25 protein-coding genes and 1 pseudogene are annotated in these 23,786 nt (G+C 69.3%); 12 read left to right on the top strand and 14 right to left on the bottom strand.

The window, feature by feature from the left end; genetic code table 11:
• Positions 1 to 14: 14 nt before the first annotated feature.
• From ACIBHY_RS36620 to ACIBHY_RS36605, 4 genes are all read left to right on the top strand, one after another.
• Positions 15 to 1,757 (top strand): ABC transporter family substrate-binding protein, encoded by a 1,743-nt coding sequence (locus ACIBHY_RS36620; protein WP_397309098.1) that lies wholly within the window; start codon positions 15 to 17, stop codon positions 1,755 to 1,757.
• A 348-nt stretch (positions 1,758 to 2,105) separates the two neighbouring features.
• Positions 2,106 to 2,396 (top strand): DUF4158 domain-containing protein, encoded by a 291-nt coding sequence (locus tag ACIBHY_RS36615; protein ID WP_397309097.1) that lies wholly within the window; start codon positions 2,106 to 2,108, stop codon positions 2,394 to 2,396.
• A 51-nt stretch (positions 2,397 to 2,447) separates the two neighbouring features.
• Positions 2,448 to 2,624 carry a Tn3 family transposase gene (locus ACIBHY_RS36610; protein ID WP_397309096.1) on the top strand — a complete coding sequence of 59 codons (177 nt, stop codon included), beginning with the start codon at positions 2,448 to 2,450 and terminating at the stop codon, positions 2,622 to 2,624.
• Between the two features lie 11 nt (positions 2,625 to 2,635).
• Positions 2,636 to 2,980, top strand: a complete 345-nt coding sequence (locus tag ACIBHY_RS36605) for a Tn3 family transposase (RefSeq protein WP_397309095.1) — start codon at positions 2,636 to 2,638, stop codon at positions 2,978 to 2,980.
• Positions 2,981 to 3,208: 228 nt separating this feature from the next.
• Here ACIBHY_RS36605 and ACIBHY_RS36600 read toward each other — a convergent pair whose 3' ends face one another.
• Both ACIBHY_RS36600 and ACIBHY_RS36595 read right to left on the bottom strand, forming a co-directional pair.
• A complete protein-coding gene (locus ACIBHY_RS36600; protein WP_397309094.1) occupies positions 3,209 to 3,856 on the bottom strand; it encodes a response regulator in 648 nt (215 codons plus the stop codon).
• Positions 3,841 to 5,100: a sensor histidine kinase gene (locus ACIBHY_RS36595; protein WP_397309093.1), complete on the bottom strand. Its 1,260-nt coding sequence runs from the start codon at positions 5,098 to 5,100 to the stop codon at positions 3,841 to 3,843. Before ACIBHY_RS36595 ends, ACIBHY_RS36600 begins: the two co-directional genes overlap by 16 nt.
• 152 nt (positions 5,101 to 5,252) lie before the next feature.
• Here ACIBHY_RS36595 and ACIBHY_RS36590 point away from each other — a divergent pair, with 152 nt between their 5' ends.
• The 3 genes and pseudogenes from ACIBHY_RS36590 to ACIBHY_RS36580 form a co-directional block, all read left to right on the top strand.
• Entirely contained in the window at positions 5,253 to 5,693 is a 441-nt protein-coding gene (locus tag ACIBHY_RS36590) for a hypothetical protein (protein WP_397309092.1), read from the top strand.
• Between the two features lie 277 nt (positions 5,694 to 5,970).
• Complete coding sequence (locus tag ACIBHY_RS36585; RefSeq protein WP_397258746.1) at positions 5,971 to 6,138, top strand: site-specific integrase; 168 nt, start codon at positions 5,971 to 5,973, stop codon at positions 6,136 to 6,138.
• 136 nt (positions 6,139 to 6,274) lie between these two features.
• Positions 6,275 to 6,520: pseudogene (locus ACIBHY_RS36580) on the top strand (recombinase); the annotation flags it as partial.
• 262 nt (positions 6,521 to 6,782) lie between these two features.
• Here ACIBHY_RS36580 and ACIBHY_RS36575 read toward each other — a convergent pair.
• The 5 genes from ACIBHY_RS36575 to ACIBHY_RS36555 all read right to left on the bottom strand — a co-directional run bounded on the left by ACIBHY_RS36575 (position 6,783) and on the right by ACIBHY_RS36555 (position 11,397).
• The gene (locus ACIBHY_RS36575; protein ID WP_397309091.1) at positions 6,783 to 7,373 is read right to left on the bottom strand and encodes a TetR family transcriptional regulator; all 591 of its coding nucleotides are present in this window, start codon (positions 7,371 to 7,373) and stop codon (positions 6,783 to 6,785) included.
• Positions 7,374 to 7,685: 312 nt separating this feature from the next.
• Entirely contained in the window at positions 7,686 to 8,684 is a 999-nt protein-coding gene (locus ACIBHY_RS36570; RefSeq protein WP_397309090.1) for an aldo/keto reductase, read from the bottom strand.
• Positions 8,685 to 9,330: 646 nt separating this feature from the next.
• On the bottom strand, positions 9,331 to 9,672 hold the full coding sequence (locus ACIBHY_RS36565; protein WP_397309089.1) for a hypothetical protein: 342 nt from the start codon (positions 9,670 to 9,672) through the stop codon (positions 9,331 to 9,333).
• A gap of 28 nt (positions 9,673 to 9,700) precedes the next feature.
• Positions 9,701 to 10,687, bottom strand: a complete 987-nt coding sequence (locus ACIBHY_RS36560; RefSeq protein WP_397309088.1) for an ArsR/SmtB family transcription factor — start codon at positions 10,685 to 10,687, stop codon at positions 9,701 to 9,703.
• Between the two features lie 344 nt (positions 10,688 to 11,031).
• On the bottom strand, positions 11,032 to 11,397 hold the full coding sequence (locus ACIBHY_RS36555; RefSeq protein WP_397309087.1) for a hypothetical protein: 366 nt from the start codon (positions 11,395 to 11,397) through the stop codon (positions 11,032 to 11,034).
• 164 nt (positions 11,398 to 11,561) lie between these two features.
• On the opposite strand from ACIBHY_RS36555, the gene ACIBHY_RS36550 reads away from it, so the two are divergent.
• A complete protein-coding gene (locus ACIBHY_RS36550; RefSeq protein WP_397309086.1) occupies positions 11,562 to 11,882 on the top strand; it encodes a hypothetical protein in 321 nt (106 codons plus the stop codon).
• Here ACIBHY_RS36550 and ACIBHY_RS36545 read toward each other — a convergent pair.
• Positions 11,818 to 12,201, bottom strand: coding sequence for a MarR family winged helix-turn-helix transcriptional regulator (locus ACIBHY_RS36545; protein ID WP_397309085.1), 384 nt, complete (start codon positions 12,199 to 12,201; stop codon positions 11,818 to 11,820). The two genes, ACIBHY_RS36550 and ACIBHY_RS36545, sit on opposite strands and share 65 nt — an antisense overlap.
• A 53-nt stretch (positions 12,202 to 12,254) precedes the next feature.
• The gene (gene rph, locus ACIBHY_RS36540) at positions 12,255 to 14,801 is read right to left on the bottom strand and encodes a rifamycin-inactivating phosphotransferase (RefSeq protein ID WP_397309231.1); all 2,547 of its coding nucleotides are present in this window, start codon (positions 14,799 to 14,801) and stop codon (positions 12,255 to 12,257) included.
• A gap of 125 nt (positions 14,802 to 14,926) precedes the next feature.
• On the opposite strand from rph, the gene ACIBHY_RS36535 reads away from it, so the two are divergent.
• Positions 14,927 to 15,448 carry a hypothetical protein gene (locus tag ACIBHY_RS36535; RefSeq protein ID WP_397309084.1) on the top strand — a complete coding sequence of 174 codons (522 nt, stop codon included), beginning with the start codon at positions 14,927 to 14,929 and terminating at the stop codon, positions 15,446 to 15,448.
• A 4-nt stretch (positions 15,449 to 15,452) separates the two neighbouring features.
• Here ACIBHY_RS36535 and ACIBHY_RS36530 read toward each other — a convergent pair whose 3' ends face one another.
• Complete coding sequence (locus tag ACIBHY_RS36530; protein ID WP_397309083.1) at positions 15,453 to 16,799, bottom strand: carotenoid oxygenase family protein; 1,347 nt, start codon at positions 16,797 to 16,799, stop codon at positions 15,453 to 15,455.
• Between the two features lie 156 nt (positions 16,800 to 16,955).
• On the opposite strand from ACIBHY_RS36530, the gene ACIBHY_RS36525 reads away from it, so the two are divergent.
• The gene (locus tag ACIBHY_RS36525) at positions 16,956 to 17,894 is read left to right on the top strand and encodes a GntR family transcriptional regulator (RefSeq protein WP_397257077.1); all 939 of its coding nucleotides are present in this window, start codon (positions 16,956 to 16,958) and stop codon (positions 17,892 to 17,894) included.
• Here ACIBHY_RS36525 and ACIBHY_RS36520 read toward each other — a convergent pair.
• The 3 genes from ACIBHY_RS36520 to ACIBHY_RS36510 form a co-directional block, all read right to left on the bottom strand.
• Positions 17,884 to 19,728 (bottom strand): M4 family metallopeptidase, encoded by a 1,845-nt coding sequence (locus ACIBHY_RS36520; protein ID WP_397309082.1) that lies wholly within the window; start codon positions 19,726 to 19,728, stop codon positions 17,884 to 17,886. The genes ACIBHY_RS36525 and ACIBHY_RS36520 overlap by 11 nt on opposite strands.
• Before the next feature lie 115 nt (positions 19,729 to 19,843).
• Positions 19,844 to 20,950 carry a serine hydrolase domain-containing protein gene (locus ACIBHY_RS36515; protein WP_397309081.1) on the bottom strand — a complete coding sequence of 369 codons (1,107 nt, stop codon included), beginning with the start codon at positions 20,948 to 20,950 and terminating at the stop codon, positions 19,844 to 19,846.
• A 10-nt stretch (positions 20,951 to 20,960) separates the two neighbouring features.
• Entirely contained in the window at positions 20,961 to 21,548 is a 588-nt protein-coding gene (locus ACIBHY_RS36510) for a dihydrofolate reductase family protein (RefSeq protein ID WP_397257082.1), read from the bottom strand.
• Between the two features lie 468 nt (positions 21,549 to 22,016).
• Between ACIBHY_RS36510 and ACIBHY_RS36505 the strand changes: the two genes are divergently transcribed.
• Positions 22,017 to 22,478 carry a hypothetical protein gene (locus tag ACIBHY_RS36505; protein ID WP_397257086.1) on the top strand — a complete coding sequence of 154 codons (462 nt, stop codon included), beginning with the start codon at positions 22,017 to 22,019 and terminating at the stop codon, positions 22,476 to 22,478.
• A 171-nt stretch (positions 22,479 to 22,649) separates the two neighbouring features.
• Here the strand turns inward: ACIBHY_RS36505 and ACIBHY_RS36500 are convergent, their stop codons facing one another.
• On the bottom strand, positions 22,650 to 23,018 hold the full coding sequence (locus ACIBHY_RS36500; protein ID WP_397257088.1) for a DoxX family protein: 369 nt from the start codon (positions 23,016 to 23,018) through the stop codon (positions 22,650 to 22,652).
• A gap of 96 nt (positions 23,019 to 23,114) precedes the next feature.
• On the opposite strand from ACIBHY_RS36500, the gene ACIBHY_RS36495 reads away from it, so the two are divergent.
• On the top strand, positions 23,115 to 23,723 hold the full coding sequence (locus tag ACIBHY_RS36495) for a TetR/AcrR family transcriptional regulator (RefSeq protein WP_397257090.1): 609 nt from the start codon (positions 23,115 to 23,117) through the stop codon (positions 23,721 to 23,723).
• Positions 23,724 to 23,786: the final 63 nt, after the last annotated feature.

Here is a 23,786-nt window from a genome sequence, read left to right as displayed (position 1 = left end):
GTTTGGAGCCGAACATGGCTTTGCGCCGCACATTTCCGATGGCCTTGACGGCCGGCGCCCTGGCGCTCCTGCTCACCGCCTGCGCGGGCGGAGGCGGAGGCGGCGCGAAGACGGCGACGTCCGGCGACGGCCGCGTCACCGGCGAGGTGAACACGGTGAACACCGCGACCGTCGGCACCGGCGGCACCGTGACCTACACGATCACGTATCCGATCTCGAACTGGAACGTGCTCAACGCCGGCGGCGCCACGTACTCCGTGATCGACATCTCCAGCGTGCTGCTGCCGAACGCGTTCTCCATCCAGCCCGACGGCTCGGTCACCCAGAACGCCACACTCGTGACCAGCGCGGAGAAGACCGCCGACGCGCCGCAGACGATCACGTACACGATCGACCCGAAGGCCGTCTGGTCCGACGGCACCCCGATCTCGGCCGACGACTTCGTGTACACCTGGCGGGCCCTCGACCCCCGCACCTGCCCGAAATGCCAGGCGGCCAACAACGCCGGCTACGACCGGATCAAGTCCGTCAAGGGTTCCGAGCAGGGCCGTACCGTCACCGTCGTTTTCGACCGGCCGTACGTCGACTGGAAGGCGCTGTTCTCGCCGATCCTGCCCGCGCACGTCGCGAAGACCTACGGGCCGACCGACACCGCCGCGGGCCTGGAGAAGAGCTTCAACGAGGGCTTCGCCAAGTCGGTCCCGAAGTTCTCGGCGGGGCCCTTCAGGATCGAGGAGTTCACGGCGGACGGCTCGGTGGTGATGGTTCGCAACGAGAAGTGGTACGGCAAGCCACAGAACCTCGACAAGCTCATCTTCCGCCTCATCACGGACGTTTCCCAGCAACCGACCTCGCTCGCCAACGAGGAGGTCGACGTGATCTACCCGAACCCGCAGGTCGACATCGTCCAGCAGGTCGACGACCTGCCCGCGGTCCGTTACCAGGTGTCGCCGAGCGCCTCCGTGCACCAGATCTGGCTGAACCACAACGCCCCGGCCCTGAAAGACCTCGCCCTGCGCAAGGCGATCTTCCAGGCGGTGAGCGTGAAGGACCTGATCGCCAAGACGATCGGCCAGTTCGACAGTACGGCGGAGCCCCGGCTGAGCCAGATGTTCCTGAGCGGCGCGCCCGGTTACGCCGACGTGGTGAGCGAGTTCGAGTACGGCATCGGCGACCCCGAGAAGGCGAAGAAGACGCTGGGCGATGCCGGGTATACCGGGATCGGTGCCAAGCTGGTGGCGCCCGACGGCAAGCCCGTGCCCGCGCTGCGCTTCGCCGTCCAGGCAGGCGACCAGCTGCGCGCCTCTGAAGCCCAGCTGGTCAAGGCCGCGGTCGCGCCGCTGGGGATCGAGGTGCAGGTGGCCGCGGTGTCCAACACGGTCGACGCCGTACAGGAGGGGAACTGGGCGATGACGGTCGGCACGGTGTCGCAGTCGCCGTTCACCGCGACCAGCAACATCCCGTACTTCCTGAGCTGCGAGGAAGGGGTGAACTTCTGCCGCTTCAACCTGGGCAACTACCGCAACCTCAAGGTCGACAAGCTCCTCGACGCCGCCCTGTCGGCGACCAGCGCCGAAGAGGCGACGAAGAAGCTGCAGGAGGCGGACAAGATCGTCTCATCGGACTACTCGATCTTGCCCCTCTACCAGAATCGATCGTTCCTCGCATACGACGCGAAGCTCGGCAACATCCGCGACAACAGCCTGTCGTTTCCTACCTATAACAGCGAGCAGTGGGGCCTGCTGAACGGGTCCTGACCGGCGCGGTTCCGGGACGGAGCGCCGACGTACGTGACACGGCACGGGATCCCGGTAGCAATCGCGGATAATCCAACGAACCCATCTCTGACCTGCTGTTTTTCGCCTCCCTGGGACGGTTGACGATCTTTGCCCGCTACGGTTCGTACTGGTTGTAGTGCTTCCGTGGAGGTTGATGGGGTTGGCGACCCAGTTCTTCTCTGATGAGCAGATGGAGCGGCTGCGGGCGTATCCGGACATCGGGCGGGAGGAACTGATCCGGTTCTTCACGCTGACGCGGAAGGATCTGGGCTTCATCGACAACCTGGACCGTGGCGGTGGCCGCGGGCCCGCGGGCCCGCGGCGTGGTTGGGGCTGGCCGTCCAGCTGTGTACGTTACCGTGGCTGGGTTTCGTGCCCGATGACATCTGGGCGGTGCCGCGGGCGGCCGTGCCTCGGCTGGCGAACCAGCTGGCGGTCTATGCGGGGATGCTGGAGCAGTACGGGCGGCGGGCGCAGACCCGCAGTGATCATCTGAAGCTGGTGCGGAAGTACCTGGACTGGAAACCGGTTCCGGCCAGGGACGAGACGCTGAAGGAGCTGGAACAGTTCCTGCTGGACCGGGCGATGAGCAGAAGCGCAACATGCTGGCCGTCCTGATCGCCGGGGCCACCAACCTGGGGCTGACCCGCACGCCGGAGGCGTGCGGGGGTGTCCTACGACACCCTCGCCTGGACTCAGGAGTGGTATGTGCGGGAGGAGACACTCCGCGAGGCGAACACCATCCTGGTCAACCACCACTACTCAATGGAGCTGGCCGGGAAGTTCGGCGGCGGCACCAGGTCGTCCTCGGACGGGCAGCGCTTCCCCGTCCGCGCAAGAGCTTGACGGCCCGGGACATGAACATCCACGGCGGCCGGGTCCTGTCGACCTACACCCATGTCTCCGACCAGTGGTCGCCGTACGGCACGAAGCAGATCGTGCCCACTACCCGCGAGGGTCATTGCACTCTGGATGAGATGCTCGGCAACGCCACCGATCTGCCGATCCACGAGCACGCGACCGATACCCACGGCGCCACGCTGGTCAACTTCGGGTTGTTCGACCTGGTCGGCAAGGTCCTCACCCCAGGATGCGGGACCTGGGCAGGATCACCATGCTCCGGGTTGATACCCCGGCGGCGACCAGCGCGCTCTACCCGCACGCCGGGCCGCTGCCGGCCGACCGGTGGAACGAGGACCTGATCTGCTGCGGATGGGCGGGTCGCTGAAGTTCGGGGAGGCCACCGCCTCGCTCATCGTCGGGAAAGCGTCGGCGTTCCGAGTTCGCCGCCGCCTGGCCGGGCGGCGGGTGGCCCAGAATCAGCCCACCGTGACGGCCTGGATGCCGACGACAGCGAGGGCGGGGGTCGTGGACGGAGGCCATGCTCGGCGGGCATGAGGTCAGGTGAACGTGCCAGGCGACCGATCAAGCTAGGGCTTGTTCAGGTAGGCCAGGACGGCGCGGACGCGGCGGTTGGTGTCTTCGTCGTCGACGATGCCGAGCTTGCCGAACATGGAGGTGGTGTACTTGCTGATGGCGCTGTCGCTGAGGAAAAGGCGGCGGCCGATGGCCTGGTTGGACAGTCCCTCGGCCATGAGCGCCAGAACGGCGTGCTCGCGTTCGGTGAGCCGCTCGAGCCCGCGGCTTGGGGAACTGCTGGACAACAGCTTGGCGATGACGGCCGGGTCCATGGCGGTCCCGCCGTCCGCGACGCGCTCCAGGGCGCCGATGAACTGGTCGGCGTCGAACACGCTGTCCTTCAGCAGGTAGCCGACGCCGCCGGATCCGTCGGCCAGGAGCTCCCGGGCGTACAGCTGCTCCACGTGCTGAGAGAGGATGAGGACCGGCAGCCCAGGCATCTCGGCACGGGCGGCCAGGGCCGCGCGCAGGCCCTCGTCGGACTGGTTCGGCGGCATGCGAACGTCGATGACGGAGACGTCCGGGCGCCATCTCCGTAGCGCCTCCAGCGTCTCGGGGCCCGTGGCCGCTGTGGCCACCACTTGGTGCCCGTACGCCTGGATCAGGCGGACCATCCCCTCGCGCAGGAGGTAGAGGTCTTCGGCTACAACGAGTCGCATGGCAGTGCCATTCTCACACGGGTCGGGCCGCCCGGCGGGCTGCTGATCTCCAGGGTGCCGTCGAAGACCGCGAGGCGGTGGCGCAGACCGGCGAGTCCGCCGTCGGCGCGCACATTGGCCCCGCCCCGCCCATCGTCCTCGACCTCGACGATGAGATCGGCGTCGTCCTGTGCGAGGGAGATCCGCGCCTGGGACGGCTGGGCGTGTTTGACCGCGTTGGTCAGCAGCTCGGCGACGCCGAAGTAGACGGCGGCCTCGATCACGGGGTCCAGGCGCAGGCCGGCGTCGGCGCTGACGGCCACGTTGAGGGGGACGTCCAGGGCCAGGGCGCGGACGGCGTCGACGAGCCCCCGCTCGTTCAGCACCGGCGGGCTGATCCCCTTGACCAGTTCGCGAAGCTCGGCCAGCGAGGCGGCGGCACCGCCCCGTGCTTCCCGCATCAGCGCCTTCGCCTGGTCGGGGTTAGTCTCCATGAGTTTCTCGGCGGTCGCCAACGCGAGTCCGAGTGCGACCAGGCGGGCCTGCGCCCCGTCGTGCAGGTCCCGTTCGATCCGGCGGATCTCGGCGGCCTGCGCGACCGTCGCGTCCGCGCGCTGGGCGGTCAGTTCCTCCACCCGCTCGGTCATCGCCATCGCGCGCGACGGGCGCAGGAAGCGGACGGCGACTGGTACGAGCAGCCGCCAGGCGTACGGGGCTGTGGCGATGGCCACGACCAAGCCGAACACTCCGGCCAGGCGCGAGGTGAGCCCCGGCTGGCCGAGCCCGAGGACCGCCGCGACCACCCCGGCCGGCGGAACGGCCGCTACCACGCCCGCGGCGAACGGCACGATCCCGGTGAACCGCACGTCGCGCCAGACGGCGGGATCCTTCCACCGCACCCGCCATTTCTGATCCAGGACGGCGTCACGCCGGCTGCGCTCGTAGGAGAAGCCGTTCCACCAGTACCCGGTGGACATCCGCACCACCGGCCCGGCCTCCCGGTAGCCGGCGGGGATGAAGGTGCCCGTCCACCTCGCCACCAGCGAACGGACCAGCCGGCAGACCGGTCGGGACAGCCCGAGGGTGCCCACGCACACCAGCACGAACGGCCCCAGCCACGACCATGGGTTCCCCGCACCCCACCAGATGGCCCACGCCACGGCCACGGCCCACACGGCCGGGGCCAGCATGGTGACGACCGCCACGACGCACGACCGCACGAACCCCACGCCGATGCGCCTCGCCCAGGTACCCAACTGCCGCATGCCTCTTCCTTCGCCTCTCCATTCGATGCTTCTACTGTGCACCGCGCCGAGCACGCTACTGCCCGGACCGGCCAAGGAGTGGGTCTGGCCCCACCCACCCGTGTGCCTGAACCGATACCGCCTCGACCAACCGCTTCGTAGCGTCGCTAAGCATGGAATCCAACACACACACCACGACCGAGGCGGCACTCCTCAACACCCCCCGCACCCAAGGGGCCTTCGGCACGGCGAAGAACAGCATCAAGGTGTACGGCGCACTCAGCGCCATCGCCCTCTTGGCAGTCATCGTGGTATCGAGCAGCGGTCATATGGTGAACACGTTCATGTGGGTCCGGGCGATCCTGCTGCCGGTGGTGGCCGTGCTGATCTACTGGATGACGGTCTCCGCTTCCCGGGGATCTCGACGGGCCTTCGAGCGCGTGAATGCTCTCGCCGTCATCATGCCGATCGCGATCATCGGCGTCGACCTGATCCCGGGGATTTGTCCGCTATGGTACGCCGTGATGCAGGTCGTCTGCATGCTGCCCCTCATCCGGGTCGCGTTCATCACCCGCGGCTCCGCACTGCGCGCCGCCTTCCCCAAGAGGGGCTGATCGGGGCGTCGAGCGCGTTTCTCCACCTTCGGTGGCGCCGGCCCGTCCCACGTGAGACGGCGTCTGCCACGCTCCAGGGCAGGGTCCGGTGCCCTTCCCACACATGACCGGCGGTACTCCCACACCAAAGACGCGCACGACCGCGCGTGTTGCGGGATAATCAGCGTTATCTGGCAAGATAGCGATCACCGGGTAGCGTGAGCTGGGCGGCCGTCGCTCGGCGCGCAGGCTTTGTTTCCGGCTATCTGGCAACCCTGCGAATAGCGAGGTCGGCACGGTGGATCCGGCCATCGTCGAGCAGTTCGGCCGCGCTCACCCGCTCGCCCGGCACCTGGACGAGTTCCTCACCGACCTGGCCAACGCCGGCGCCTCCGCGCACACCCGGCGCGCCTACCGCGGCGACCTGATCGCCTTCGCCGCCCACCACGGCGAAGAACTCAGGTGAGCTGACCGCCGCGCCGGTTCGCGCGTTCCTGGCCGAACTCGCCGAGCTGTCGCCGGCCAGCCGCAAGCGCAAGCGCGCCGCCGTCGCCTCCTTCGCCAAGTGGAGGGTCCGCCACGACCTCCTGGCCGCCAACCCGATGGACCGCATCGACACCGTCAAGGTGCCCAAGAGGCTTCCCCGCCCGGCCGCGGCCGCCGACGTGGCCAAGGTGCTGGCGGTGATCTGCTCGCGGCGGCCGCGCAAGGATCTACCGCTGGACCGGCTACGGGATCGGGTGCTGTTCGAAACCGCTTATGTGTGCGGCGCCCGCGCCTCGGAGGTGTGCGGCCTATACGTCGAACACCTGGACCTGCGCCTGGACGACGAACACGTCCGCATCCACGGCAAGGGCGGCAGCGTCCGCACCATCCTGCTCGACGACCGCGGCTACGTCACCCTGCTCAAGCCCGCTACGGGTCTGACAATTGCCCGTCGGCCGTCAGTCGTCAGCCGTCTGCACCATCCTTGGTATGCGGGCGTGGGCAGCGTCAGTGGCCCGCCCTGTCGCGTCCAGGTGCACAACCCCCGAAAGGCACAACCGCCAAGAGGCACAACCGCCGAGAGGCATAACCAACCCGATAGGCGCCCGACTGTCGGGGCGGCGGTCACCGGCGACGACGAGCGATCCCCCGCTCGATCAGCGCCCACACCGCATCGAAGGCCTCCTCGATCCCCGGCCGTGCCCACTCATCGGCATAGGCGGGATCGTGAAAGCGGTTCATGGCATCGAAAACGGCCCGCGCCGTAACCGGAGGATCCTCCACGGAGACCTCTCCTCGCGCGATCCCATCGCGCAAGATCCGCTCAATCTGCCCGACCAGCCCCTGAATGTGCCGTTCAATGACCCCACTGGACTCACGGACCAGCACCATGTACGTCGCGAACAGCTCAGGATCCTTCAACGCCTTGGCCCGCTTCGCCGCGAACAGCACAGCGAACCAGGTCCCCAACCGAGGAACCGCCGGCCCCTCCGCCTCGACGGCGGCGACAAGCGAAGCGTGCGCCTGATCCAACCAGCGCTCAGTCACCGCCTCCCGGAGGGCCGCCTTGCTGGGAAAATGCCGATAGACACTCCCATGGCTCACTCCCAGGGCCCGCGCAACATCCACCACGGTGGCCTTCGCCGGCCCATACCTCCGGAGCGCATCCTCGGCCGCGCCAAGGATCTGCTCCGGAGTCAACACGCCCTCTGTCATATGACCAATTCTGTCAGCCCAACCGTGTGCGTACATCCACGCGGAGGACGCTCCCGTATCCACGCGGAGCACGCTCCCGTATCCACGCGGAGAGCACCCACGCCTCTGCGTAGAGCGCACCTCCGCTCCGCCACGACCGGCCACACGGCACAGAGGAGGTGGGTGCTCACTCGGAGTGATCGTTTCGGTTTGTGTCCGGCCTGGGCGGACTTGTTCTGAGCCTGCAGGACAGGCGGCGAGCCTGCAGGACGGGCGGCGCTGTGATCCGGGCAGGGCCGCATCGCAGTGGCAGGCGGTGTGGGGCGAGGGGGTTCAGGAGGTGGTGATTTCGCTGTCGAGGTGGGCCATCTGCTGTTCGGCGTACCGTGCGCCGGCAGCCGAGCCCTGCGGGACGGCGGTCTCGATGGCTGCCAGGTCGGCAGGTGTGAGGGCGATGTCCAGCGCGCCCAGGGCCTCGGACAGGCGATCCCGGCGACGCGCCCCGATGAGCGGGACAATGTCCTCACCCTGCGCCAGAACCCAAGCGATCGCCAGCTGAGCCGCCGTGGCCCCCTTGGCGTCGGCGAGTTCCCGGAGGGCGTCGACCAGCGCCAGATTGTGGGCGAGGTTCTCACTGGAGAACCGAGGGCTCACGGAGCGGAAGTCGCCCGCCGCCAACTGACGGTCCTTGTCCCAGCGGCCGCTGAGCAGGCCCCGCGACAACACCCCGTAAGCCGTCACCCCGATCCCCAGCTCTCGGCAGACGGGCAGGATCTCGTTCTCGATCCCACGCGAAAGCAGCGAGTACTCGATCTGCAGATCCGCGATCGGATGCACCGCCTGCGCCCGCCGAATCGTCCCGACTCCAGCCTCGGACAGTCCGATGTAGCGCACATGCCCCTTGGCGACCTCGTCCGCGATGGCCCCGATGGTCTCCTCGACGGGCACCGCCGGATCCACCCGCGACAGCCGATACACATCCACATGATCCGTGCGCAACCGCCGCAACGTATACGCCAGCGACGTCTTGACCGCCGCCGGTCGCCCGTCGTACCCGAGCCAGTTCCCGTCGAAGTCGCGCTGCGCGCCGAACTTCACACTGATCTGTACGGCGGCGCGGTCCCTTCCCCGAAGCGCCTCCTGGATGAGCAACTCGTTGTGCCCCATCCCGTAGAAGTCGCCGGTGTCGAGAAGGGTGACACCGGCATCCAGCGCCGCCCGAATCGTGGCGACGGACTCGGCCTCGTCGGCCGGCCCATACAGATCCGACATGCCCATGCACCCAAGACCGAGCGCTGACACCGACGGTCCGTTGTTTCCCAGAGTTCGCATGGCTTCACTATGGCATATAGGATGACAGATTTCAAAATCTGTCACCACAACTTCCAACACCACAACTTCCAAGCAACTCGGACCGCCCAACCGACCCATCTCAGCCACCCAACCGGTCTGACCCATCCCGGTCTGACCCATCCCGGTCTGACCCATCCCGGTCTGACCCATCCCGGTCTGACCCATCCCGGTCTGACCCATCCCGGTCTGACCCGGCCCGGTCTGACCCGGCCCGGTCTGACCCGGCCCGGTCTGACCCGGCCCGGTCTGACCCGGCCCGGTCTGACCCGGCCCGGCCCAGCCGGCCAGCCACCCAGGAATCAGCCACTGCCCTGTCCCTCCGGTGGCGTCAGGCCCGGCTGCGAAGCCCATCGTCAAGATCACCAGAAGTCCTGCCCTGCCGCCTTCACGATCCCCTGGTCACCCCAAGACCCGCGAGGGAGCCCGGGTCGTGCGTGTCGGTCTGGTTGCAGCGGGTCGGTCCGGGTCTCGCGGGTCAGCCTGGCTCCCGCACGGGCGGTGAACCGCCCAGCAAGTTGGCAGGCCCTGTAGGTGGGTGTGTCGGCTCGGGTGGTGCGGCTCGATCCGGGTTTCACCGGTCAGTCTGGATCCGCCCGTGCGGGGAACGGCATTGCTGCTGGGAGGCCTAAAGGCAGGGAAGGCTGGTGCCTTGCCGGATGTGGATGAGGGCGTTGTTGGCGTAGACGGCGGGCACGGTGCCTTGGCCCGCGCACAGTACGAAGTGCTGGCTCCCGTTGCTGAGCCAGACGGCGCAGCCCGGCGCGGGCGTGTTGTTGAAGGTCGCCAAGCCGGAGGGAGCATGGGTGAGCACGGGGTTCTCGCAGCCGCCGTAGATGAGCTGGCTTGAGGAGCCGGTGTCCGTTGTCAGGACAAGTCGCCCGACGGCCGCGGCGGCGGGAGCAGGAGTGGCGGCGAGTGCGCCGATCATGGCGATGCCGGCGAGGGCGAGCGCTGCGGGCTTTCTCATGGTCTTTCCTCCATTTGAGCGTTTCTCTTCACCCGCCGTTGAGGAGCATGGCCCCCAACGCGGTCAGGGTGTGGATCACGGTGTTGCGATGCCTCTGTGTGGTGATCAGCCCGGCCTCACGCAGTACGGTCGCGTGCTGGCTGGCGCCCGCGGAGGAGATGTTCAGGTGGCGGGCGATCTCACCGGTCGTGCGTCCTTCGGCGACGGACTCCAGAACCGCGGCGCGGGTACGGCCCAGCAAAGCGGCCAGGCGCCGATGATCGGCATGCTCACCCTTGGACCAGATGTCGGCCCCCGCCTGCAACGTCGGCCGCGCCGGCAGAACGAGAATGAAGGGCCGCTGCGTGTCTTCGGGATGGAGCATGCTGGGCCAAGGAGAAAACAGGGAGAATGCGATGTCGAGTCCGCGTCCCTCCAGGCAGAAGTCGCTCAACGTCGCGTTCCAGGGGTCATTCGAGGCTGTTCTTCTGCGAAGCTCCAGAACCGGCGGATTCCACGTCAGCGACGGATGCGAACTCAGCAGCCCGGCGATACCGTGCGCGGCGAGAACCCGCGAGGCAACCAGAGTCCGCGCCTCGAGATGCCCTTTGACCCGGTCCCAATAAGGCTCGACCGTGGCGGAGAATCCCGTCTTGAGCGCCCGCACCAGCGCCGTACGTGCCGGCCCGTCGCCGTAGGCGAGCTGACCTACCGGATCGGGTACCCGGCGGGAGCCCACCACATAGTCGACCTCCGCGTACAGCATCCACTGGGGTACGCCGTGCAGCCGGTCGAGCGCGTCATCCATTTCCGCGTGTACGCCCACGAGCGAAGGCACGTCCAGAATGACGCCGTGGGCTGGGGCGATGAATCGTGTGAGGGCCGCGGCCTGCGGCGGAATACGTTTCCTCGCGGTTTTCCGCCACGCTTCGAACAGTGCGGGGCTCGCGGTGTGCTGCAGCGTCTGAAGAGCGAAAGCCGTCTCGGCAAGCGGTCCCAGCGTCCCGATCAGCCGGGTCTTGGCCAGGTCTTCCACGGATAAGGTGTAGCGCCTGATACGCATTGACCTTCCTGGGGTGTCGTGCCGCAGGCACACGCGATTGAATTCTGAGTTCGTCTGCCGCAACGACGGCGGCGGGGCGCCGTCAGATTGGCAGGGTGGAATGGACGTGGACGAGTTCGGCCGGCGGCGCACGACAAAGCTGGGGTAAGCGCTTCTGCCGTGGCTCTGGAGGCGGTGTATCGGTCACGGCGCCCGCGACCACGAACATGGGCTTCCGCATCGGGGCAACTCCTTCCAGGGAACGAGAAGACAGCGCGTGGCTGTCTCTTGCCGATGTAGCACGCGGCGGTTGATTGGATTCAGGGCGGCGGCCTCAATCAATCAACCGCGAACAATGGTCGGGGGTTGATCAGGCCCGAAGCCACCCGCTCTGATCCGCGCGATCGGAACACCGCCGAGGCCGCGATGTCACGCCGGAGACCACCGTCGTCATGCCGCCTGGGAGGAAGCAACCCCTTGACGTGGTGGTTCCACGCCCGGTGGTAGTCGTCGCCGGCGACGGATGCGGCGAGCCGTTCGACGAAGGCCCGTTCGGCCTCGACCTTCGCCGGCCGGTAGTCCTCCTCGATCAGGAACCACCAGGCCAGGTCCTGGTCGTGGGCGCGCCGGATGGTGGCGCCGATCTCCTCGGCGGCCGCGGAGAGCGCCGCGAGCCGTTGTCTGAGCAGGTCACTCGCCTCCACCGGGGCAGCGCCATGAACAGCGACAGGACGACGCCGGACAACGGGGACGCCGAGGCGGGTTCGGCGACCAGTTCGCGGCGGCCCGCGAGCTGTTCGCACAGATCTGGGAAGACATCGGCGCTGAGCAAGGCGATCCGCTGCACATCTGCGTCCTTGCCCACGCGATGGCCGACGTGCAGGACGACGTGGGCCGGGAGCTGATGTGGGATCTGCGCGCGCTCGCCGCCGCCGGGCTGATCACCGGTGAGCGGGTGGCGGAGGCGGGGGTGGCGCTTCCGGTGGCCGGCCTGTATCCGTCTCTGCATCTCAACGTGAGCGAGTGCTATCGCGAACTGGGCGATCTCGCAAGCGCCCGTGAGCGTCTGCGGCAGGCGCGGGCCACGATCGGCGCGCTTGGCGACGACGAGTACGCGCGGCTCATCAAGGGTGGTCTGGAGCGGCTGACCGCTCTGCCGGCTCCGTCACGGCCGGCAGGTGGGCGGTGAGGTCGTCGGCGAAGCGGGCCGGCAGGCGGCCCAGGTCGGCGCGGTCCTGGCGCGGCCGGTGGGCGATGGCGCCGGCGAACCAGCCGATGAGGGAGCGCGCGTATAGGTCGGCGGCCGCCTGGCCCTCGCCGGTGGGCTCGATGAAGCTGACGCGGCGGTCGCCGGGCTCGCCCGTGCGGCGTATCGGGCCGCGCCGCTCCAGCTGCCGGACCTGGCGCGTGACGTGCGGCTGGACGAGCCGCATCTGCTCCGCGCCCAGCTGCGCGAGGCGCGGCATCACGGCCAGTACCTGGTCGTCGTCGTTCGTCACAGCTCCCATACCTAGAGCATGCATCTATCCCCTGGTAGGGAGGATTCCGCCGCACCCAACGGTCAGGGCAGGAGCTCGACGTACCCGTCGCTTCCGTGTACGCGGATCCGTTGCCCATCGGGAATCAGCCGAGTGGCGTCGACCACGCTGACGACGGCCGGCAGGCCGTACTCCCGCGCGATCACCGCGCCGTGCGTCATCAGGCCTCCGACCTCCGTCACCAGGCCGGCGACGGCGACGAAGAGGGGTGTCCAGCTCGGGTCCGTGTGGGCCGTGACGAGGATGTCACCCGGTTCGAGATCGGCCTGGGCCATGTCCAGGATGACGCGGGCGCGTCCTTCGACGGTCCCGGCGGAGACCGGCAGGCCGACCAGCGCGCCGCCCGGCACGTCGTCGCGCCGGTACGTCCCGGTGACGGCCTCGCCGTCGGAGGTGAGCACCCGGGGCGGCGTGAGCGCGTGGTAGGACCGGAACTCCTCCTTGCGCCGCCGGATGAGCTCGTCATCCACCTGGTGTGAGCGCGCGACGTCGTGGAACTCCTGGAACGTGAGGTAGAAGACGTCCTCCTTCTCGGTGAGCACGCCGGCCCGCACGAGGCGCTCGGCCTCGCTCAGCAAGGCCTGCTTGTAGACGAAATAGCGGCTGATGATGCCGTACTTCGGGTACTCCCGGTAGCCGATGAAGGTCCGGACCCGGTCGATCATGCGCTGGGTCTCGCCGGCCTTGTGCTCCCCGTCCGGCAGGGCCCGCAGGCGTTCGAGCACCTCCCGCGCCTTCTCCTGCGCCTTCCGCCGTCCTTGCTCGAAACGCCGTCCGGCGGCGCCCGGCTCGAAGTTCCTCACGTTGTCGAGGATCACGGGCACGAGCGTGGCGGGGCTTTCGCGCCAGCGCGGCCGCGTGATGTCGATCTCGCCGACGCAGCGCATGCCGTACCGGTGAAGGTAGCCCTCGAAGGCGTCGCGCACGTCGCTCCCGCCCGCGAACCTCGGCAGCTCGTCCAGGAAGCCGTCGTCGTGGACGCCCCGCAGGAACGCCACCACCTCCGGATGCGCGCGGACCACGTCGGCGACGTCGAGCAGCGCCAGTCCCATCTCCGAGGTGATGTTGCCGGGGGCCGATAGCGTGAGGGTGTCGGCCGCGTTCTTCTCGCCCAGCCATTCCAGCAGCCGGTCGTTGAGCCACCAGGTGGCGTCCATCCCCGCCATGATCGCCCGCATGCTCAGGGGGTCGCCGAGGTCGCGCTTGTGCTCCTGGAACGCCTCCAGCAGGAAGTCGAACAGCGCCGGTCCACTCTTCGTCCTGATGGCGTGCCGCAGGTTGGCGATGGCGGCCTGGCTGCGCTCGATCAGCCCGGTGACGATGGCCGGATCGGTCTCGATCGCCGCGGGCGCGCCGCCGGGCGGCGGCCCGCCGGGGCCGGCGTCGGGAAACGCCGGGACGAAGTCGTCGCGCTCGAGTACGGTCTCCACCGCGTCCCTGGTCAGCGGATCGGATCTGCCCACCATCTCCAGGAAGCCGGGTGCGGCCAGGCGCCGGGTGGCGTCGACGAACAGCCTCCCGCCGGCCTCCTGCATCGGCGCCATGGCCGTCAGTTGCCACATGGAGAGCCCCAGCGGCTTCATGGGGTCGGTCATCATCTGCTGATGACCGACGGAGAGGTAGACGCGGTTCTCCCCGTCGCGGGCCGCGGGGACGGGGAACAGCGTGGTGATCGGCCGGCTCTGCACGATCTGGAAGTCGTCGCCGGCCAGGCACCATTCGATGTCCTGCGGGCGGCCGAAATGCGCTTCGATCCGCCGTCCGAGCCGCACGAGCCGTACCACCTGCGCATCCGTCAGCGCCGGCTGCTCCTGCCGTCGCGGATCGATCGTCACATCCCGTGTCCCGGCCGCCTTCCTGGCGACGATCTCGTCGTCGCGCACCTTGAAGACGTCCGGGTTCACCAGGCCGGAGACCAGGGCCTCGCCGAGGCCGAAGCCGGCGTCCACGGTGGCGACCTTCCGGTTGCCCGTGACGGGGTCGGCCGTGAACAGGACGCCGGCCGCGTCCGCGAAGACCATCCGCTGCACGACCACGGCCATCTGGACCGTGCGGTGGCCGATGCCGTTGCGCAGGCGGTAGGTCACGGCCCGCTCGGTGAACAGCGACGCCCAGCACCGGCTGACGTGCCGGAGGATCGCCGCCTGTCCCACGACGTTCAGGTACGTGTCCTGCTGGCCGGCGAAGGACGCCGTCGGCAGGTCCTCGGCCGTCGCGCTGGATCGCACGGCGCAGGCGGTCTCCTCGCCGAGCCGGGCGAGCGCCCGGGTGATCGCCGCCGCCAGATCGTCCGGGACGGCCAGCCCTTCGACGGTCCGGCGGACCTCCGCGCTCAGCGTGCGGATCGCCTCCCGGTCATCGGGGTTCAGGCGCGACAGCTGATCGAGCCGGTCGCCGATCGACGCCTCCGCCATGATCCGGCGGAAGGCGGCCGTCGTCACGCAGAACCCGGCCGGCACGCGGATGCCCTCGATCCGCGACAGCGCGCCCAGATGCGCGGCCTTGCCGCCCACGACCGCGGCCTTCGTCTCGTCGGCCTCCCGAAGGTCCCTCACGTACTCCTCGATCATTGCCATGGCATCATCCAACCGGATGTCCGCGGTATGCGATCTGTGGCCGGCAGGGCAGTGGTGGTCCAAGGTCACGGGAGGGACGCTCCAGCGACAGCACTACCGCCGCCCTGAGGGAGAACGTGATGGCCTGGATCCGCCTGCCGGCCCTCGTGGCCGCCGGCGTGCTCGCCGCGAGCGCGCTCACCGGCACAGCCCAAGCCGCCCCCGCGGCGCTTGGGCTGCTGCAGTGTCAGGGAACGGAGAGCGTGAGCTACAGCCCGAGCATCATCCTCACGCCGCGCGACATCACCATCACCACCTCCGGCGGGTTCACCTCATGCGTGGACAGCGAAGGCCAGGTGACGAGCGGCTCGTATGGGGAGACCTTCACCATCGCCGCCGGATGCAACAACCTCCTCGACTCCTTCCAGGCCGAGCGCGTCGTCGCCTGGAGCACCGGGGACTCCAGCACGCTCACCGTCTCCGGCTCCACGACCGCCGTCCTCGGCCAGGTCGTCACCACGATCACCGGAACCGTCACCGCGGGACGCTTCCAGGGCCGCACGGTCCTCCAGACGATCACCCTGCCGCAGACGCAGCTCCTGCAGTGCCTCACCACGGGCCTCACGGGCACGACCGGCCTGACGACCCTCACTCTCGCCTGAGGGCTCAGGCGTCGGGGATCCAGTTGCCGTGGAAGCCGAGGGGGACGCGGACGGGCAGGTGGACGCGGGCCACCGGCGGGCCGGTGAAGTCCTGGGCGGACAGGATCACCAGGTCGGAGGCGCCGCGGTCGGGGTCGGCGACGTAGGCCATCAGGTAGCCGTCGTCCTCCTCGCCGCCGCCGGACGGGTTGGCCGCGAACGTCGCCTCCCCGACGGCCGCGTCGCGCGCGAACCCGTGGACCTCGGTCGTGCCGTGCCGTAGATCGTGCTTGACGAGCGCGTTGGTGAACGACTGGTCGGGGTGGGGGCCGTCGAGGGTGAACGGCATGCCGTACACGGGAGTGACGGCGGAGTAGCCGAAGCGGTGAGGGAGAGAGGCGAACGCGTCGTTGACCCGCGGGAAGTCCTGCGCGCGGTCGTCGAGACGCCGCTGATCGACGGTGCCGGCGACCGGGTCGATGGTCCAGCGGTCGAGCGTCGGCTCGATCGCGCCCGGGTCGAGGATGTCGACCGGGCCGTCCGACCGGATGAAGTCGACGGTGATCGTGGAGCCGTCGTCGTGGGCGTTGAGGACGTGGCTGACGTAGAAGGGGCCGACCGGCAGCCAGCGGACCTCTCCGCCCGTCCGGGGAAGGACGCCCACGCGGGCCTGGTACGCCGGGTCCCACTGGAAGGACATCGCCTCCATGGTGAAGACCAGCGGGATGTCGAAGACGATGACGTAGTTCTGCGACAGGGCGAAGTCGTGGAGGAACGGGGTCTGGACTCCCTGTAGCGGGATGTTCGTCGCGCGGGTGACCGTTCCGGACGGGTCGGTGACGATGTGCTGCGCGAACGGCTGCCCCATCAGGTACGCCAGGGAGTGCAGGTCACCGGTGCGCGGATCCACCTTGGAATGCGCGTTGGCGCTGAAGCCCTCCGGGGTGGCGCCCATCGGGCACGGCCCGATCGTGTCCAGTTCGTAGCCCAGTTCGTGGGGGAGCCCGCCACCCTCGATGAGGGCGAGCGTGCGCCCGGCGTGCCCGATCACGTGGATGTTGGGGGAGGGCACGACGAACCCGGGCTCCTGCCCGCGTTCCATCCTGCGCAGCCCGTCCTCGACCTCGGCCGAGCGGACCCAGCGGTTGCGGTACCACTCGGCGCGGCCGTCCCGGATCCTGACCCCGTGCACCATCCCGGCGCCGAAGGCCCAGAAGTGGGTGGCGGGATCCTCCACGCCGAGCGGGTTGGGCCCCATCCGCAGGTAGCGCCCGTCCAGGTCGGCGGGAAGGCTGCCGGTCACCGGCAGGTCGAGGGCGGTCACCTCCTCCTTCACCGGGGCGAAGGGGCCTTCCAGATAGCGGTTGCTCATGTTCACTCCTTTGTACGGTGTACGAGGACGACGGTACGCCGTACAGAACAGCGGACAGGCGCTCGGACAAGGTGTGCTAGGCCAGCGCACGAGCGGAAACCCGCCCGCGACCTCGAAGACTTGGCACCCTGGCCCATCGTGCTGTGTACTAGCACAATGGACCGGTACCGGCAGATCATGGCCGACATCAAGCGGCGCGTCGCCGAGGGCGAGCTGCGTCCCGGCGACCGCGTCCCGTCCACCCGGCAGGTCGCCGAGCAGTGGGGCGTGGCCACCGCGACCGCCGCCAAGGCGCTGACCGCGCTGCGCCAGGAGGGCGTGGTGGTGACCGTCGCGCGGGCCGGCACCGTGGTGGCGGAGCAGACCAACGGCCGCCTCGTACGGCCGGCGCCCGCCCCGTCACCCCCGAAGCCGGGCCGCGAACGCGTCGTCGGCGCGGCGATCGCCATAGCCGACGCCCAGGGCTTCGACGCGGTCTCCATGCGCAGCGTCGCCGCCGCCCTCGCCCTGCCCACCATGTCGCTGTACCGCCACGTGCGCGGCAAGGAGGACCTGGCCGCGCTGATGACCGACGCCGCCTTCGGCGAACTGGAGTTCCCCGTCCCGCCGCCGGCGGGCTGGCGGGCCAGGCTGGAGCTCGCCGCCTGCCTCCAATGGCGCCTCTACCTGCGACATCCCTGGCTGCCCCGGCTGGTCTCGCTCACCCATCCCCAGCCGATGCCGAACCTGTTCCTCTACGCGGACTGGGCGATGAAGGCCGTGCACGATCTCGGGCTCGACCCCGAGGCCGGCCAGATGGCGTGGTGGACGGTCGCCAACTACGTCAGGGGCACCGCCACCAACCTGGAGCAGCAGGCGGAGTCAGAACGCGACACCGGCCTGACCTCGGACCAGTGGTTCACCTCCCACATGCCGATCTTCCAGGCCGGCCTGCCGTCCGGCGCCCTTCCCGCGGCTGAGACGCCCCAGGAGTTCGACCTGACCGCGTTCTTCGAGTTCGGGCTGCAGCGCGTGCTGGACGGCATCGCCGTGCTCGTCGGCCGGCGAGGCGCAGGGCCCCAGGCTCGGAACCCTGCGCGGACGGTCACGCGGTGACGGTCAGGGTGAGGACGGCGATGCGGTCGGTGGAGGTGCCGTTGGCGCGCACCGGGATGTGGTAGGTGCCCGGTGCCGTGGCGGCGCCGGCCGTCAGTGTCAGCGTGGAGCCGGCGCCGGAGGTGATGGCGGGCGGGGCGAACCCGGCCGTCGTGCCCGGGGGCAGGCCGGTGGCGTACAGGCTGATGTCCTGCGCGGGGGGCACGGCGGTCACCGTGGAGACGGCGACGCTCACCTGGTCGCCGGGCCGGACGGTCACCGAGGCCGGGGTGAGCGTGATCCCGAAGGTGTTCGAGCAGCCCTGGGGCTCACCGGCCACGGAGGGAACCCGCACGGCGTTCCAGGCGGTCCGCACGGTCTTCAACTCCACGCAGGAGCCGGGGAACAGCTGGGCGGCCGCGTCCAGGGAGGCCCTGCGGGCCCGCTGGTGAGTCCAGATCTGGGTCTTGCGCAGCAGCGTGCCCATGAAGATCTGGCCGGCCTTGCGGATGCCGAGCCCGGCGATGATGGAGTTGTCGCAGGTCGGGCTCGGCGGCCGGCCGTTGGCCGGGTTGCTGCCCTCGGCCAGCAGGTAGAACCAGTGGTTCTGAACTCCGGCTCCGATCTGGGGCATCATGGGCGGCACCTGGCTGGAGAAGCAGTCCGGGTGGCCGCTCAGCGTGGAGGGCCGGTACATGTAGCGGATCGGGCCGGTGCCGGCGATGTTGACCTCCTCGCCGACCATGTAGTCGGGCGGGTCGAGGGTGGCGGGCTGGTTGGCGTAGTGCTCGGTCAGCGCGCCGAAGATGTCGCCGGAGGACTCGTTCAGGATCATCTTCTCGTTGGTGCCGTAATCCTGGCCCGGGGTGTGGGCGAAGATGGCGTGCCCGTACTCGTGCGCCACAACGTCCATCGAGGTGGCCTGGCGGCGGCTGTCGGCGGTACGGCCGAAGCTGGTGTAGGTCCCGTTCCAGTAGGCGTTGACGTCGTTCAGGCCGACGCGGGCGGGGAAACCGCGCCCCAAGCCGTCGAAGCCGTCACGGTTCAGCCAGACGTCGAGCATCTGCCACTCCTGGTCGGCCGCGTACAGCGTGTCCACGCAGGCGGTCTCCAGGTTGGTGCCGCTGCCGTTGCCCCAGGAGTCGTCGGACCCGGTGTAGGCCACGCCGTTCTGCCCGCCGCAGCCCATCCCCGGGCGCATCAGGTCGGTCATGGAGTAGACGCCGCCGGAGTGGCGCGTCGGGATGGTGACGGGGTCGCCGTTGTAGAAGCTGTTGCCCACCCCTGCCATGACCTCGTCGGACTTCTGCGCGATCGCGCCGGTACGGGCGTCGACGAAGACGTGCAGCCTGCTCGGCCTGCCCCGGTCGGCGCCGGTGACCACGACCTCGTAGACCAGGCGGCCGCGTCCTTCCGCCATGACGCTCAGCTTGGGGGCGGCGACCGACGCGACCTCGCTCAGCTGGGCCCCGGCCAGGCGGGCGGCCTCCTGCGCGCTGAGCTTGGGGGTGGTGTCCACTTGCAGGGCGGCCTCCTGCGAGACCGAGGTGCTCAGTACGCCGCCGGCGGCGTCGGTGACCACGACGAAGTCGCCGCCGTGGACCGGCAGGCCCGCGTAGGTGCGGGTGTAGGGGGTGTAGCGCAGGCCGCCCTGACCGGCGATCACTCGATGGCGGGTGTAGGCGTCCTTGGGCGAGCTGTGCAGCAGGGCGGGCCTGGAGGCCACCAGGTGGTCGGTGGCCGCGGTGACGCGATCCGATGTCTTCGGCGGGTCGGCGGAGGCGGGTGGGATCGAGAGGGTCACGAGCACACTGACGGTGCCCGTGACCATGGCTAACGCGACACGGCGTCTCACGGGAGGCGCTCCTTCGAGCTGGGCGGCAGCGGCGGAGGTGCCGGGCTGCCGGCTGCGGATGGGGGAGGAGCCTCTTGCATTCGATCCGATGAGACACACGCGGTCAATGTCCGAGTCAGGACGGCTGCTGGTCCTCGCCCACGACGCGGAGGTCGTCGCCGAGGGCATTGGCGATTTCGGCGGCGCGGGAGTGGTCGGCCAGGCGGCGGGTCAGGTAGGCGGCGGCGTGGCGGTGGGTACGCGACCACCAGCCGGCCGAGCCGCCGATGCCGCCTTTGGCGATCTTGCCGGAGTCGCGGACGAAGCCGAGGGTCCAGGTGATCCGGGTCCCGAAGACCTCGTCGAAGTCGGTGACCTGGGCGGCCAGCAGTTCCTCGTGGAGTTCGCGGCCCAGGAGTTCGCGAACCGGGCCCGCGGGGTCGGTGAGGTGGGAGAAGAAGCGGGCGATGGTGGTGGCGGTGGACTGGAGGTTGACCGCGCCGAAGACGGTTTGGCGCCATACGGTGGAGTTGGTGCGGGCGGTGTCGAGGGCACCGGCGGGGATCTGGAGCCAGGGGGCGGCGTGCAGCTGCCGGGGCCAGGCCGGGTCGGCGTACTCCAGGTCGGCGACGCGATCCAGGTGCCGCTCGGGTACGCCGAACCAGGCGTCCAGGTCGAGCGCTGGGCGTACCACCTCGTTGTGGATCTGGCCGAGGGTCGTGCCCGCCGTCGCGCGCAGGGCGGCGTCCACCAGGTGGCCATAGGTCAGTGCGTGTTCGCCCAGTCTGGTGCCGGGGGTGTACTCCGGGGGCGCGTGCACCAGGCTCTCCCGCAGCGCCGCCTCGTCCAGCAGGTCCGTGTCGGCGGCCCCTGCGGGGAAGCGCGGCTGGCCGGCCCGATGGGTGAGCACCTGGCGGAGGGTGGTGGCCCGCTTGCCGTTGACGCCGTACTCGGGCCAGCGTGCGGCGAGGGGCTCGTCCAGGCTCAGGGCGCCGTCGCGCACCGCCACCAGGGCGGCGACGGTGACGAAGGCCTTGGACAGGGAGTACGGCATGACGAGGGTGTCGGACCGCCAGGGCCGGGTGCGTGCGGTGTCGGCCCACCCGCCGGACAGGTTCACCACCTCGCGGCCGTCGCGCCATACCGAGACGCCGGCGCCGGTCTCGCGGCCGCTGTCGAGGAGGTCCTGGAAGACCTCACGTACGCGTTCGTAGCCGGGTTCGGCGAAACCTTGGGTCCTCATGTCACTCACGCTACCCCATGGGGGTATGCAGCGTGGGCCGGTAGATGAGTTCCTGGGTGTGGCCGTCGAGCGTCCGGTGCTCGATCAGTTCGAGGTCGAAGTCGAGCGCGCCCTTGAAGACGGGGTCCTGCCCGGTCTGGCCGGTGATCACGGGGAAGAGCGTCACCTGGACGTAGTCGACCAGGCCGGCGGCCATCAGCGCCCGGTTCATCGACAGGCTGCCGTGCGAACGCAACGGCACCCCGGAGGTCTCCTTGAGCGCGGCGACGACGTCGACCGCGTCGCCGCTCGCGACGGTCGCGTCCGGCCGGTCGAGCGGACCCCGCAGCGTGGCCGACACCACCGTCGCGGGCAGGTTCAGCATCCGGGTGACCCAGGGGTCATGGACCCCCGAGTCCTCGGCGCTCGTGGCCAGCATCCGCGCGAACGCCCGATGCGTGGTGGCGCCGAAGACCATCCGCTGCTCCTGCCCGTACAGGGCGAATCGGCGCTCAAGCAGTTCGGGGCCCTGCTTGCCCCAGTAGCCGCCCCAGTCGCCGCCGGCGGAGCCGAAGCCGTCGAGGCTGGAGAAGACGTCGAAGGTGTAGGAAGCGGTCATGATGCCCTCCTCGGGTGCCGTCGGAAGTACAGACCCGCGGCCACGGCGAAACTCATCTCCGCCGAAGGCTTCAAGGGGCTCTGGCGGTGCCGCCGGTCGCGTGGAACGCTCGTCCGACCCGTTCGGCGCTCATGCCTTGGGGCGGTACGCCCCGCGTGGCCAGGAGGGCGGCGACGGCTGCGCTCTCGCGGACGCGGGCCTGATGCTGTTTGGCGATGCGACACCTGGGGCGGCGGGCCACCGCGACGTCGCCCTCTGCCTCGATCCTGCCAGGCGCGGCCCTTGGCGTGGTCGGGTCCGTGTCAGAGGCCGCGGCCGTCGAAGACGCGGTCACGGCCGCGGACGGTGTCGCCGTCGCGGCCCTGCGGCACCTGGATGGAACGGGATGGAACGCCTCCAGGAGTAGAGCACCGGAAGCCGTTGCCATCCCGGCCGGGCGAGAACAGACCACACAGGGGAGTCCCGAACATGCGCAAGATGCTCGTCAACATCATCCGGGTGGGCGTCGCCGCGGTCGTCGGCATCGCCGTACTGGCCACCCTCACCATCAGCCCGTCGCACGCCGAGGACGGGTTCCCGATCAACTTGCGCGAGGGCAGGCTGACGATCCGGGAGTTCCAGCAGATCGTCGAAAAGCAGATCGGCCGGCCGACCGGCGACCCGGTACGGGCGACCATCTATGCCGCCGACGCGTCGATGCCGAGGGAGAAGTTCGAGCAGATCGTCGCCGAGCGCCGCTTCGACCAGTTGCCAGGGCGGGGCGAGATCAGCCCGCTCACCCCGGATACGACGTTCGATGACATGGCGCGCAAGGTCTTCGAGTGGGGCAGGTACACGGTCTATGTCACCGATCTGGGGTTCGCCGTCGTCGTCACGGTATGCGTCGATGACGACAACGGAATCCCGGACTGTGATTGGTGGATTGTCTGAGCGATCGTCAGACGGCCGCCTCGCTCGATGAGCGAGGCGGCCCACGTCATTGCGGGTCAACCCGTACGGCGAGGTGGGGATCTGGGCGAGGCCGGCGCCGCCTTCGCGCAGCCGGGTCCTCGCCGGCCACCCGCCAGCTCGATCTTGACGCTCTGTCACCGTGTTCTTCGCTCAGGAAGTCGCGAGCAGCAGGGCGGTGGTCGTTCCGGTGGCCACGGCCAGCACCACCGGCGCCATGGCGTGGGAGCGGTGGCGCCGGTGGGTGAAGTCGCGGGCGCGGAGGTGGAATCCCACGGCGCCGATCAGCAGCAGCGTGAGGCCGGTCGCGGCCGTGACGGCGAGCGGCTTGAACCAGAGGCCGGCTGCGAGCCCGAGCGCGCCGGTGATTTCCAGGGTGCCGATCGAGCGGGTCATCGCCGGGCCGACTCCTAGCCTCAGCAGGTTGGCCGTCACCGAAGCCTGTAGCCGGACCTTTTGCGCTCCGGCGAGCAGGAAGACGAGAGCGATCAGGGCGCTCAAGGTGTTGGTGGCGATCGACATGGCGCAACCCTTCACAACAAAGAAAGCGAACGTTCCTTCTCTATTCTTGAAGAGGCGCGTTTGTCAAGGGCGAACGTTCGTTCTACGTTGGATGCCATGGCACGCATGCCCAAGGAGCACCTCGAAGCCCGCCGCCGTCAGATTCTGGACGCCGCCCGGCGCTGCTTCATCCGCAACGGCTTCCATGCCACGTCCATGCAGGACGTGCTGGCCGAGGCCGCGTTGTCGGCCGGGGCCGTCTATCGCTACTTCAAGAGCAAGGATGACATCATCGCGGCGACCGCGGCCGAGGCGCTGGCCGAGGTCGCGTCGGCGTTCGAGGCGGACGACGGTGCGCGGCCGCCGGATCTGGACAGCATCGTCGATCTGGTGCTGGGGGTCGAGCGCCCGCCGCTATCCGGGTCGCGGGAGTCGGCTCAGCTGCTGGTCCAGGTCTGGTCGGAGGCGCTGCGGTCGCCGTCGCTGGGCACGAAGCTGAAGGAGGTCATGGCGGAGGCCCGCGGCGTGGTCGGCGGCCTCGTGGCGCGGCATCAGCGGCGCGGCCTGCTTCCCGCCGACGTCCCCGCCGAGCAGGTGGCCGATGTCCTGATGGCTCTGGTCGACGGGTTCCTGGTGCGGCGCGCGGTGTACGGCTACGCGGATTCGGCGGCTTTCAGGAACGGCATGCGGGCCCTGATGTCGGCGCCCGCGCAAGCCGTACCATAGAGAACGAACATTCGCTCTTGACGGTCACGACCCAGCCGTGCTCTTCTAAAAAGAACGATCATT

This window comes from Nonomuraea sp. NPDC050547 (assembly GCF_044457345.1).
Lineage (GTDB): Bacteria > Actinomycetota > Actinomycetes > Streptosporangiales > Streptosporangiaceae > Nonomuraea.
The sequence above is the reverse complement of the archived record's forward strand: the minus strand, read 5'-3'. Positions and strand labels throughout refer to the sequence as shown.